The organism is Zophobihabitans entericus, from assembly GCF_011745665.1.
Taxonomy (GTDB): domain Bacteria; phylum Pseudomonadota; class Gammaproteobacteria; order Enterobacterales; family Orbaceae; genus Zophobihabitans; species Zophobihabitans entericus.
Genome location: NZ_CP050253.1, coordinates 333,524 through 346,800, shown reverse-complemented (window position 1 = coordinate 346,800; position 13,277 = coordinate 333,524). Strand labels below are relative to the sequence as shown.

Genomic DNA, 13,277 nt, shown 5'->3' with positions numbered 1-13,277 from the left:
ATTCAATACAAAAGAGGATTATGATGAAAAAATTAATGGTATTTATTGGTGCATTACTATTTTCAGTCGTCAGTTATGCAGCAGACAGTGCTGCAGGCGCACCCATTGAAGATGGTAAACAATACTTTGTATTACAAAAATTCCCTTCTCCACAAAAAGAAGTGGTTGAGATTTTCTCATTTAACTGTAGTGCATGTTATATCTTTGATACACAAGTTAAAGGTGCAGAACTGATCAAAGAAAGCCTGCCTGAAGGTGTGGTTTTCAAAAAATATAACTTAGAAAGCTTTGGTGCTAATGGTGCTGCACTCTCTGAAGGTTGGGCTGTAGCAAATATCCTTAATATTCAGGATAAATTTTCTGATGCTATGTATAACGCTATTCACAAAGAGCGTTCAATCAAATCAGCTGACGATATCATAAACGTATTCGTAAAACTTGGTGTGTCAGAAGAAGAGTACAATAAAACCAAAAATAGTTTACCCGCTAAAATGTTTATGGCTCAGCAGGCAACAGCAATTAGTGAATTAAAACCAGCCTCTATTCCAACACTATTTGTTAATGGTAAGTATGCAATAAATCAGCGTGGTCTAGATGCTTCTTCCAATGAAGCCATTATGAAAGACTATGTTCGGGTAATTAATTATCTCGTCGAGCAAAAATAAATAATTTTCTCTATAAAAACGCACATTAAGTGCGTTTTTGCTTTATCCTATTTTCAACTTATTAAAAAGAAGTGAAAATTCTATGAAAGATTCTTCCCCTATTATTCTGATCGACGGTTCATCTTATCTTTACCGTGCATTCTTTGCCTGCCCTCCACTGACTAACTCTAAAGGTGAACCAACTGGTGCTATCTTCGGCGTTATCAATATGCTAAGAAGTTTAATCAATCAATATAAACCTAAACATATTGCCGTTGTCTTTGATGCTAAAGGTGGTTCATTTAGAAATGAGCTTTACAAAGAATATAAAGCAACGCGTGAAGCAATGCCTGACGATCTTATTCTACAGGTTGAACCTATTCATAAAATAATAACTGCTATGGGTCTACCACTCTTTTGTATTGAAGGTGTTGAGGCAGATGATGTTATTGGTACTATCGCATTACACTGTGAACAAAGAGGTATTGATGTACTTATCAGTACCGGTGATAAAGATATGGCACAGCTGGTATCTGACAAAATTACTCTAATCAATACCATGACTAATTCAGTACTGACTCCACAAGGTGTAGTCGATAAATTTGGCGTGCCACCAGAACTTATCATCGATTTCCTGGCCTTGATGGGTGATAAATCAGATAATATTCCGGGCGTACCTGGTATTGGCGAAAAAACCGCCTCAGCTTTACTCAGTGCACTACCGGGTTTGAAAAGTATTTATGAAAATATTGATGAAGTAGCTAATCTGTCTATCCGCGGTGCCAAATCCTTAAAAGAAAAATTACTGACTAATAAAGATGAAGCAATGCTCTCTTATAAACTGGCAACAATAAAGACAGATATTGAACTGGATATTACAGCTGAGCAACTTCAGCCAAAAGTGCCGGATATGAGTCAACTAAGTGAATTGTTTGCTTATTATGGATTTAATCGCTGGATCGCTGATATCAATAATAATAAATTTATCAATCTGAATGGTGATGGTGCAGAGCCACCAGCACCAGTAGCTGCGCAACCAGCTAAAAATAATGTAACTCATCACCAACCTGAATCTACTGTTAAACACAGCATGATTAAAGTTGAACAAGGTTATGAAACTATTTTAACCCATAAAGAGTTGGATAAATGGTTAGATCAACTAGCTAAAGCAGAGCAGTTTGCTTTTGACACAGAAACTAACAGCTTAAATAGTACGGATACTTTACTGATTGGACTATCATTTTGTATTGAACCGGGTAAAGCTGCCTACCTGCCAGTTAATCATTTTTATTTAGGGGTCCCTGATCAGCTACCACTTGGTGAAGTAATAGCAAAAATTAAACCTATTATGGAAAATGAGAAGATCAAAAAAATAGGCCAAAATTTAAAATTTGATTGCAATGTTCTGGCGCAATATGGAGTGATTGTTAAAGGCCTGACTTATGACACTATGCTTGAGTCTTACATATTAAATAGTAATAACCGCCATGATATGGATACCTTAGCACTTAAACATCTTAATCATCAAACCATTACTTATACTGAACTCACCAAAAAAGGTAATCAACAGTTCTCAATTGATGAAATAGAAATTGAAGAAGTCAGCAAATACGCTGCAGAAGATGCTGATGTAACATTACAGCTGCATCATAGTATGTGGCAGCAGCTTAAAGCTGACAGTAAACTGGCTGATATCTTTACCAATATAGAAATGCCACTGGTTGAAGTATTATCTAAAATGGAAACCACAGGTGTACTGATTAACAAAGAACTTCTGATTGAATACTCCGCTGAGCTGGCTGAAAAACTTAAGCAATTAGAAGAAGAGATGTACCTTCTGGCAGGTGAAGAATTTAATCCGGCTTCACCAAAACAGTTACAAAAAATCTTATTTGAAAAGTTAAGTCTTCCAGTAATTAAAAAAACACCTAAAGGCGATCCTTCTACCAATGAAGAGGTATTAACTGAGTTAGCTCATGACTTTGAATTACCGAAAATTATTTTAAAATATCGTGGCTTAGCTAAGTTAAAAAATACTTATACAGATAAATTACCATTAATGGTAAGCCCTAAAGATCACCGTATTCATACTAGTTATAATCAAACCGGTACAATTACCGGACGCCTCTCTTCGAGCGATCCTAACTTACAAAATATCCCGGTCAGGAATGAAGAAGGTCGTAAAATTCGTCAGGCTTTTATCGCACCAAAAGGATATAAGATCATCTCTGCCGACTATTCACAAATTGAGCTGCGTATTATGGCACATCTGTCTAAAGATAAAGGCTTGCTGGCAGCTTTTGAACAAGGTAAGGATATTCATCGCGTAACTGCAGCGGAAACACTGGGAATACCGGAAGATACAGTCACATCTGAACAACGCCGTAATGCTAAAGCCGTTAACTTTGGACTCATTTATGGTATGAGTGCCTTTGGGCTGGCCAGACAACTGGGAATTGCACGTAAAGAAGCACAATTCTATATCGACCGATACTTTGAACGCTACCCGGGAATCCAAACTTATATGGAAGAAACCAGACAACTGGCAACAGAACAAGGTTATGTTGAAACAGTATCTGGTCGTCGCTTATATCTGCCAAGCATAAAATCAAGCAGTGCTATTGAAAGAAAAGGCGCTGAACGGGCAGCTATTAACGCACCAATGCAAGGTACTGCAGCAGATATCATAAAAACAGCCATGATTGATATTAATAAATGGATAGAACAGAGAAATAACGACGATATCCGTATGATCATGCAGGTACACGATGAGCTGGTTTTTGAAGTAAAAGAGTCACTGGTTGAACAAATATCTAAAGAAATCAAAGACAAAATGGAAAACTGCTTTAAACTCTCTACCCCTTTAAAAGTCGATGCCGGAATTGGTGATAACTGGGATGAAGCCCACTAATTTTCTACACCATAAATTTGGACGTTAACCAGGATGATGATACTATTTCATCATCCTGTATTTAACAAATCATCACTATGAAAAAACTTTCTCTTGCCTTATTTCTAATCCCTTTTTATGCCATTAGTGCTGAAAATGAAAACACTTCAATTGATATGTATAGCTCGGTTATGAATGCAGCTATTTATAAGCAGGCTCAAATAGATGCTTATATGTGTTATCAAACTGACAGAATTGTTCCTTATATATGCAGCTAAAAACAAAGGAAGTACAGAAAGTCAGTTATTAAATACGCTTAATTCAACGCAGCAACAAGAACTCATGAAACCAGTGATAAGCTTTGTTTATTCATATAATGGTGATGATATTGAAAATTCCTACTTTGATTTTTGTATGCAAGAAAGCTACAACAAATTTGATAATTCAAACCAAAAATAAAATTTAAGCCACCGTTAAGGTGGTTTTTTATGGACTAAAAGAGTAGTTATTTTCTACTTTTTGTCTATATAACAGGCAATCAAACCTTATTTTTTGTGGATAACTTTGTGGTAAACTGACCTTAAAACCTGTGATTACAAACAGAATAACTTTATACTTTAATATACCTGTGGATAAATACCTTACATATCCCCAATTTATAAACAACATTAATAAAATTAATTAACAGGATTTAACTGACCTTAATATCCTGAATTAAATAAGAAAAAATTAGATATCAACAGATTACAGGCAGCTTAATAGTAAAAAAAATAAGAATTCATTTAAAAAGATCCTTTTTATATTAAAAGATCTTAAAACAAGATCATTTGAAGATTTTTAAAAGACGAGTACAATCTCTACCTGAAAAATTTAAGTCTTAATCTATCCATCCTATTTAGAGGTTTTTATGTTTTACCCTGATCTTTTTGATGTCATTATTGTTGGTGGTGGTCATGCAGGCACTGAAGCTGCTATGGCATCAGCAAGAATGGGGAGAAAAACATTACTGTTAACCCATAATATCAATACTCTTGGCCAAATGTCTTGTAATCCAGCCATTGGTGGTATTGGTAAAGGGCATCTGGTAAAAGAGATCGATGCCATGGGTGGACTGATGGCTAAAGTGACAGATAAAGCCGGGATCCAGTTTAGAATTTTAAATGCCAGTAAAGGACCTGCTGTTCGCGCAACCCGTGCACAAGCAGATAGATCGCTATACAGAGAAGCTGTCAGAATAGCACTGGAAAATCAGGAAAATTTAATGCTATTTCAACAATCTGTAGAAGATTTGATTATCGAAAATGATCAGATTCTTGGGGTTGTTACTCAAATGGGTGTTAAATTTAAAGCTAAATCTGTGGTGATTACAACAGGGACTTTCCTTGATGGTAAAATCCATATAGGTCTTGAAAATTACAGTGGTGGTCGTACCGGAGATCCTTCTTCTGTTGGCTTATCTAAATCATTTCATAAATACCCGTTTAGAATGGGCCGTTTAAAAACAGGAACACCACCAAGAATAGATATCAGATCTATTGATCTTTCAGTACTTGGCACACAATATGGTGATACGCCAGCACCGGTATTCTCATTTTTAGGTAGTGCGGATGAGCATCCGAGACAAATTCCATGCTATGTGACCTCTACTAACGAAAATACCCACGATATTATTCGTAATAGTTTAGATCGTAGTCCTATGTATACAGGGGTTATTGAGGGAATTGGTCCGCGTTATTGCCCGTCAATTGAAGATAAGATTATGCGTTTTGCTGATCGTAATTCGCACCAAATTTATTTAGAACCTGAAGGCTTAACCAGTAATGAAATTTACCCAAATGGTATTTCAACCAGTTTACCTTTTGATACGCAGCTGGCTTTTGTCAGAACGATGAAAGGTCTGGAAAATGCCCGTATTGTCAGACCTGGTTATGCCATTGAATATGATTATTTTGATCCAAGGGATTTAAAACAAACTTTGGAAAGCAAAATGATCAAAGGGCTATTTTTTGCCGGTCAGGTTAATGGTACGACAGGTTATGAAGAAGCGGCTGCACAAGGTCTGCTTGCTGGTCTTAATGCAGCTCTGTTTGCTCATGAACAGGAAGGCTGGTATCCAACCCGTGATCAGGCTTATTTAGGTGTTCTGGTTGATGATCTTTGTACGCTTGGTACTAAAGAACCTTATCGTATGTTTACCTCTCGCGCTGAATATCGCTTAATGCTGCGTGAAGATAATGCTGATGCTCGTCTGACAGAAATCAGTCGTAAATTTGGACTTATTGATGATCATCGCTGGCAGGTATTTAGTGAAAAAATGGAATCCATTGAACTTGAACGTCAACGTTTACGTCAAATTTGGGTTCATCCTCATGTTGAAAGTATTGCTGAAATCAATGCCGTGCTTAGTAAAGATCTCTCTAAAGAAGCCAATGGTGAAGAACTGCTTAAACGTCCGGAAATGACTTATCTGGCATTGAGTTCACTGTCTGCTTTTGCCCCAGGTTTAACTGATCCTCAGGCTGCTGAACAGGTTGAAATTCAGGTTAAATATGATGGTTATATTGATCGCCAGATAGAAGAAATTGAACGTCAGCGTCGTAATGAAGAGACGATGATCCCAACACAAATTCGTTATGAAGATATCTCAGGCCTCTCTAATGAAGTGGTAGCTAAATTTAATCAGCATAAGCCAACATCAATTGGTCAGGCTTCTCGTATTTCTGGTGTTACACCAGCTGCAATTTCTATGCTTTTAGTTTATCTGAAAAAGAAAAACTATCTTAATAAAGAACGTCAAAATAAAGATCAATAATATGTTAAAAGCAAAACTTATTCAGTTACTTAGCAAAACAGAGATAAAGATCACTGATCAACAAATAGATCAGCTGGTTGGTTATGTTAAGTTACTGGATAAATGGAATAAAGCTTATAACCTGACTTCTGTCAGAGACCCACAAGAGATGCTGGTCAAACATATTATTGATAGCTTAGTTGTTGCACCCTATCTGGTTGGAAATCAGTTTATTGATGTAGGAACTGGTCCGGGATTACCTGGCATTCCATTAGCGATTGTTAAACCAGAAAGCCATTTTACGCTGGTTGATAGTTTAGGTAAACGGATTCGTTTTTTAAAACAGGTTCAGTTTGATCTGGGCATTAAAAATGTGACTCCAGTACAAAGCCGAATTGAAGAATTTACTGAAGAAAAATTTGATGGTGTTATTAGTCGTGCTTTTGCTTCTTTGCAGGATATGATTCAGTGGTGTCATCATTTACCTAATTCACAAGGAGCTTTTTACGCATTAAAAGGCACTTATCCAGAAGATGAAATTGCTAAGCTACCGGTAAACTATAAAATTGAAAAATCAATTAAGCTCGATATCCCCGAACTCGTTGGTGAGCGCCATCTCATTATTATCAAATAACTAACAATAAGTGATAAAAACTATTATTTTTTGTTATCAATAACAGGCAAATTGTGCTATTATTTCCGCTCAGTGGCTATTAATCTACTGAGGTTCTTAATGAAAATCGTTGAAGTAAAACATCCCCTCGTTCGTCATAAAATTGGTCTGATGCGTGAACATGATATTAGTACCAAAGATTTCCGTGAATTAGCTGGTGAAGTTGGTAGTTTATTAACTTACGAAGCAACCTCTGATCTAGAAACAGAAAAAGTAACCATTCAGGGCTGGTGTGGTCCTATTGTTGTGGACAGAATTAAAGGTAAAAAAATTACTGTTGTTCCTATTCTAAGAGCAGGTCTTGGTATGATGGACGGTGTGCTTGAGCACGTACCAAGTGCCAGAATTAGTGTTGTTGGTTTCTATCGTGATGAAGAAACACTTGAGCCTGTTCCTTATTTCCAAAAATTAACTTCTGATATTGAAAATCGTATTGCACTTGTTGTTGATCCTATGCTTGCAACAGGTGGTTCTATGATTGCGACTATCGATCTGCTAAAACAACAAGGTTGTTCAAATATTAAAGTATTAGTTTTAGTTGCTGCGCCTGAGGGTATTGCAGCGTTGGAAAAAGCCCATCCGGATGTTGAATTGTATACGGCATCAATTGACGAAAGGCTGAATGAGAAGGGATACATATTACCAGGGCTGGGAGATGCCGGTGATAAAATCTTCGGAACCAAATAATCTCATTTTTTAGACCGGCTAAGCCGGTTTTTTTACGTCCATGAAGTTTGTAGTAAGTTGTAAGTAAATAGTAGCAAACGTTAAATCAATCTAAAGCGCGATTAACAAAGAGAGATAATATGAGTTCAATTGAAACAACACCATTAACAGAAAAGCAGAGTCACTCCTGGCAGGATATTTTTACCGGAGCACAGATGCTTTTTGTGGCTTTTGGCGCACTGGTTTTAGTGCCACTTTTAACCGGGCTTAATCCCAATGTAGCACTGTTTACTGCCGGAATTGGTACATTAATTTTTCAGATCACGACCAAAGGTAAAGTACCGGTATTTTTAGCATCATCTTTTGCGTTTATTGCACCGATTTCTTATGGGGTTGCACAGTGGGGAATTCCAGCCACACTTGGTGGACTTGTAGCTGAGTTTCCGGTAGCGATTGAAAGCTATCAGTTAATTATTATTTCTATGGCTTCACTGGTAACAACACTGGTGTTTGCTATCTGGGCTAAAGGATTTTTAAAACTAATCCCAATCATTGCCGGTATCATCGTTGGTTATGTTCTTTCTTGTTTCTTTGGTATTGTTAACTTCCAGCCAGTGATCGATGCACCGTGGTTTAGTATGCCAGCTTTTACTTTCCCGGAATTTAAATGGCAGGCAGTCCTGTATATGATCCCAATTGTTATTGCTCCAACGATTGAACACGTCGGTGATATCATGGCGATTGGTTCAGTAACTGGTAAAGATTATACGCGTGATCCAGGTCTGCAACGTACATTACTTGGTGACGGGCTGGCTACATCAACAGCCGGGTTCTTTGGCGGACCGCCATGTATTACTTATGCAGAAGTTATTGGTGCTGTGACATTGACTCGTAACTTTAAAACTCGTGTTATGACGTGGGCGGCAATCTGGGCGGTGGTGATGTCCTTTATTGGGAAAGTAGGCGCCTTCCTACATACTATTCCATCAGTTGTAATGGGTGGCATTATGGTTCTGTTGTTTGGTTCTATCGCCTCTGTTGGCATCAATATTTTGATTAAACATAAAGTCGATTTATCGGTGTCCAGAAATATGTGTATTGTGTCACTGGTACTGGTATTTGGTATTGGTGGTATGGTGTTTGATTTTGGTTCTTATGTACTGGCTGGTATCAGTTTATGTGGTATTGCAGCAATTGTACTAAACCTCATCCTGCCTAAATCACACTAATCTCTTTTTAGCTTGTATCTTGAATAAAGATACAAGCTGTCTATCACTTATATCGTTAAATATTTCACGCTAATTTGGGCAAAATCATTGCTTTTTATTAAAGCAAACCTATACTTATTGACATTAAATGAGCAATATATTGAGGCTATTCTGATCAGTTCACAGCAAATTCCATTACCCGTTTCTTTGCCTGATGATGAGACTTTTGTTAGTTTCTACACAGGTGATAATACGATCCTGATTGAAACACTTAAAAATATGTTAACAGAGTCAGTCACTGTGCCTGATTTTCGTTATGTCTATTTTTGGTCATCGTCATCTGCGGGTAAAACACATTTGTTACATGCTGCTTGCTTTGAATTATCTAAAGAAAATCAAATTATTACATATATTCCTTTGGATCAGCATCAGGAGCTGGCACCTGAAATGCTGGAAGGTTTAGAACATTGTTCATTGATCTGTTTAGATAATATTGACGCTATAGCTGGTCAAAGAAAGTGGGAAGAAGCAATTTTTGATCTGTTTAATCGTTTGTATGAAAATCAGCAAACAACCCTGATTATTGCTGGTAATGTGCCACCAAAGCAGCTTAATTTAAGCTTACCTGATTTGGCTTCACGACTTGAGTGGGGGCAAATTTATCACCTTCAGCAGTTAGATGATCAACAAAAACTGGCTGCTTTGCAGCAACGGGCAAAACTAAGAGGATTTGAACTCTCTGATGAAGTAGGTCTGTTTTTATTAAAACGTCTGAACCGAGATATGCGGACTTTATTTACCAATTTAGAAAAGCTGGATATTGCCAGTATTACCGAACAACGAAAACTAACTATTCCTTTTGTTAAAGAGGTGCTTGAGTTGTAGTTTCAGGTGCTAACAAAAGTTTTAACTGATGTTTTTAATGGATAAGAGATGAGTAAACCACAAGCGATTGTCTTTTTTGATTTAGATGGCACGTTACTGACCAGTGATGTGACTGTAGCGACCAGTTCAATTAATGCAATACAACAACTTCATAAAAATAATATTATTCCGATGATCTCAACCGGCAGAACGGTTTGTGAAGTTAAACACATCATGGATCAGACTAAAATGGATTCTATTGTCGCGATGAATGGTCAGTGTGTTTTGTATCGTGGTGAACAAGTTTTTACTAATGACATTGATAAAAGTGTGATTGAGCGTTTAGTGACCTTTTCTAAAGAGAGGAATATTCCGGTTGCTTTCTATAACGATGAATCTATGCATATCTCTGATGATAGTCAGCAGGCATACGATTTATATCGCTATTTAAGGCAGTCACCTCCGCCTGTTGATGCAAATGCACATCATAAATATCCAATACAGATGTTGCTACTGCTTTGTCAGGATGGTGAGCAGGATTATCCAAAAGCCTTTCCTGAACTCACATTTATTCGCAATACGCCTTATTGTGTTGATGTATTTAATAAAGGCGGTTCAAAAGGTAATGGTATTAAAAAATTACTGGCAGCGAAAAATTTTGCTGATGTACCGACTTATGCTTTTGGCGATGGTATGAATGATATTGAGATGTTCAAAATTGTCGATCATCCGGTTGCTATGAGTAACGCTGTTGAGCCAATTAAAGCCCTTGCTGAATATATTACTGATAGTAATAATCATGATGGTATTGCGAATGGCCTGAAGAAGTTTGGTTTAATATAATTTATTTAATAAAATCAATAAGTTATATTTTAACCTAAACGTATGATCTGTCCTGTTTTGGCATCTCTGATTTCTGAGGGTTTTTCTCTTCCGCCAAGTTTTCCTGATAATACTGGAAAATCCTGACCGAATTGCTGATAAACTTCTTGTTCTGACTTACAAGGCTCGTAAGTAGAAAGGTTGGCACTGGTTGAGACAAAAGGTTTTCCTAGTTTCTGACATAAGGCTTTAACTAAAGGGTGATTTGTTACTCTGACTGCAATAGAGTCAAATTGTCCGGTTAAGAAGAATGGTGTGGTTGCACGTTTAGGAAATACCCAGGTAACTGGTCCTGGCCACGAGGCAAAAATAGTCTGCTTTTGTTGTTCTGTCAGCGTTGAGTCATCGATATAAGGACGTAGTTGTTCATAACTATCAGCAATCAAAATCAAGCCTTTCTCAATAGGGCGCTGTTTGAGTTTTAATAGTTTCATCACCGCTTGTTCATCATCAGGATCACAACCTAAACCAAAAATAGATTCAGTTGGATAGGCAATAACTTCATGTTGATGAATATGTTTTATTGCTTCATCAATTGACGAAAGTTGTCCCATATTGTGTTCCTCTGCTAACAATGTCGGCTTAATATAAACGGATTTTTGGGAAAAATAAAGGAAGACAGCGCCATCCGGCGTGATGGTTTATTTGGTTTTATTACTGGTTCTCTGGGGTTAGTTAGGTTTTGGTGATGTTATAAGCATGGGGTGCAGGGCGGACAGCGCCGCCCATGCGCAATAGTTTTTGTTTTGAATATGTGTCGTGGATTTAAAGTTTTGTTGCAAAATCCGTGAGACTTGATGGCCTACCGCACCACAGAATCAGCAACCACACCAAATAAACCAATGTGCCTGGGCGGGCAGTCCGACCCACACGCCAAGCTAATAGCTCCACCAAACCCTCAAAAGATCTAGCTAACCCCCACAACCCTAAAAATCCCCACCAGACCTCACATATCCACCAGTCACAGTCTTAATCATCCCCGCTAGTTCAAGCTCCAAAAGTTTAATCATCACGTCAGAAATAGGCAAAGAGAGTTTATCTGCGATATTATCCGCCGGTACCGGGTTATATCGAATAAGTGTAAAAACCTCCGGATGCAGACTCATGGCCTGATTTTGTTTTTCTGTCGCTTTAGTTTCTGAAAACTGTTCAATGTTTGAAATCCAACTAAGCCCATGATTTAAATGCATTAAAATATCAACTGGGGAGGTTACCAGATAAGCTCCTTGCTGAATTAACCAGTGAGTACCCGAGCTATTAAGACCACCGATCTCTCCCGGCAAGGCAAATACATCCCGGTTATGCTCCAGTGCATAACGTGCAGTAATCAGCGATCCGCTCTGTTTTGATGCCTCAACAATTAAAGTCCCCAGACTTAAACCACTAATAATTCTGTTACGACGAGGGAAGTGCTGTGCTTTTGCGGGTTCTTCCGGTAAAAATTCAGAAATAATAGCGCCGTGCTGTTCTAAAATATCCTTCGCCAGTCTGTGATTAGTACTTGGTGTTATATGTTTTAGACCACTACCAAGAACGGCGATTGTTTTGCCAGAAACATCAAGAGCACCACGGTGACATATAGCATCAATTCCCAGCGCTAAACCGCTGGTAATTGTCATGCCATTTATCGCCAGTTCAGCTGCAAAATGACGTGCCCAGTGGGCGCCGTACTCGCTGAATTGCCGGCTACCCACCATTGCAATTTGTGGTGATGACAATAATTCTGGATCCCCCTTCACAAATAACGATAATGGTGCGGCCGATATCTGTTTTAATAGTGGCGGATAATATTCATGAAAATAATCAATTAAATGATGATTAGGATCTTCCAGCCATTTTAGTGATGTTGTGACTATTTGTTTATCTACAGAGAAAAACTGCTGTTGCTGTTCTGGCGTGAAATTACATTGCTCAAGCAACATTTTGGGATTAAGTTGCTCATGCCAGTTAATGGGGTATTTTTTTAATTTAGATAGTTTTTTCCCATTGATCATTGATAATCGAATGAGGAATTCATATTTAGTCATAAAGTAATGTAATCTTAACGATAGTTGATTTTGGCTATTCATGAGAATAATTAACGATTACAATATGCGCTAACTGTCAGTTTTATTTTTAGAGGAAGTTCAAAAAATTTATGGCTATTTTACCTGTGTTACGTTTTCCTGATGAGCGTTTAAGAAAAAAAGCAAAACCTGTTGAGCAAGTAACACCAGAGATTCAACGTATTGCTGATGATATGATTGAAACAATGTATGCAGAAGAAGGAATTGGTCTGGCAGCAACGCAGGTCGATATTCATCAACGTATTATTGTTATCGATGTGTCTGAAAATCGCGATCATGTCTATGTAATCATTAATCCTGAAGTCATTTCTAAAGAGGGTGAAACAGGTATTGAAGAAGGCTGTTTATCCATTCCTGATTGTCGGGGATTTGTGCCGCGCGCGGCTAAAATTAAAATTAAAGCGCTTGATCGTAACGGCGAACCTTATGAAATTGATGCTGATGATCTGTTAGCGATCTGTATTCAGCACGAGATGGACCATTTAGAGGGTAAATTATTTGTGGACTATCTTTCCCCATTAAAACGTGAGCGAATTCAGAAGAAGCTTGAAAAAATGGCAAAACTTGAATCCAGATAAATCACTTATTATGAA

General features: G+C 37.7%; 11 protein-coding genes. 9 read left to right on the top strand and 2 right to left on the bottom strand.

All coding sequences use genetic code 11. The features are described 5' to 3' along the window. Positions 1-20 precede the first annotated feature (20 nt). The 8 genes from IPMB12_RS01590 to IPMB12_RS01555 all read left to right on the top strand — a co-directional run bounded on the left by IPMB12_RS01590 (position 21) and on the right by IPMB12_RS01555 (position 10,579). Entirely contained in the window at positions 21-665 is a 645-nt protein-coding gene (locus tag IPMB12_RS01590) for a thioredoxin domain-containing protein (protein ID WP_166914294.1), read from the top strand. Positions 666-747: 82 nt separating this feature from the next. Further along, the gene (polA, locus tag IPMB12_RS01585) at positions 748-3,555 is read left to right on the top strand and encodes a DNA polymerase I (RefSeq protein ID WP_166914292.1); all 2,808 of its coding nucleotides are present in this window, start codon (positions 748-750) and stop codon (positions 3,553-3,555) included. 886 nt (positions 3,556-4,441) lie between these two features. Next, complete coding sequence (gene mnmG / locus IPMB12_RS01580) at positions 4,442-6,346, top strand: tRNA uridine-5-carboxymethylaminomethyl(34) synthesis enzyme MnmG (RefSeq protein WP_166914289.1); 1,905 nt, start codon at positions 4,442-4,444, stop codon at positions 6,344-6,346. A 1-nt stretch (position 6,347) separates the two neighbouring features. After that, complete coding sequence (gene rsmG / locus IPMB12_RS01575) at positions 6,348-6,959, top strand: 16S rRNA (guanine(527)-N(7))-methyltransferase RsmG (protein ID WP_166914287.1); 612 nt, start codon at positions 6,348-6,350, stop codon at positions 6,957-6,959. Positions 6,960-7,058: 99 nt separating this feature from the next. Beyond that, on the top strand, positions 7,059-7,685 hold the full coding sequence (gene upp, locus IPMB12_RS01570; RefSeq protein WP_166914284.1) for a uracil phosphoribosyltransferase: 627 nt from the start codon (positions 7,059-7,061) through the stop codon (positions 7,683-7,685). Between the two features lie 119 nt (positions 7,686-7,804). Continuing rightward, a complete protein-coding gene (locus tag IPMB12_RS01565; protein WP_166914282.1) occupies positions 7,805-8,893 on the top strand; it encodes a uracil-xanthine permease family protein in 1,089 nt (362 codons plus the stop codon). A 117-nt stretch (positions 8,894-9,010) separates the two neighbouring features. Further along, on the top strand, positions 9,011-9,757 hold the full coding sequence (gene hda, locus IPMB12_RS01560) for a DnaA inactivator Hda (RefSeq protein WP_166914280.1): 747 nt from the start codon (positions 9,011-9,013) through the stop codon (positions 9,755-9,757). A gap of 48 nt (positions 9,758-9,805) precedes the next feature. Further along, positions 9,806-10,579 (top strand): Cof-type HAD-IIB family hydrolase, encoded by a 774-nt coding sequence (locus IPMB12_RS01555; protein ID WP_166914278.1) that lies wholly within the window; start codon positions 9,806-9,808, stop codon positions 10,577-10,579. 29 nt (positions 10,580-10,608) lie between these two features. Here the strand turns inward: IPMB12_RS01555 and tsaC are convergent, their stop codons facing one another. Continuing rightward, positions 10,609-11,172 (bottom strand): L-threonylcarbamoyladenylate synthase type 1 TsaC, encoded by a 564-nt coding sequence (tsaC, locus tag IPMB12_RS01550; protein WP_166914276.1) that lies wholly within the window; start codon positions 11,170-11,172, stop codon positions 10,609-10,611. A 372-nt stretch (positions 11,173-11,544) separates the two neighbouring features. Continuing rightward, positions 11,545-12,645 (bottom strand): DNA-processing protein DprA, encoded by a 1,101-nt coding sequence (dprA, locus tag IPMB12_RS01545; protein ID WP_166914274.1) that lies wholly within the window; start codon positions 12,643-12,645, stop codon positions 11,545-11,547. A gap of 110 nt (positions 12,646-12,755) precedes the next feature. On the opposite strand from dprA, the gene def reads away from it, so the two are divergent. Then, positions 12,756-13,262 (top strand): peptide deformylase, encoded by a 507-nt coding sequence (def, locus tag IPMB12_RS01540; protein ID WP_166914271.1) that lies wholly within the window; start codon positions 12,756-12,758, stop codon positions 13,260-13,262. Positions 13,263-13,277: the final 15 nt, after the last annotated feature.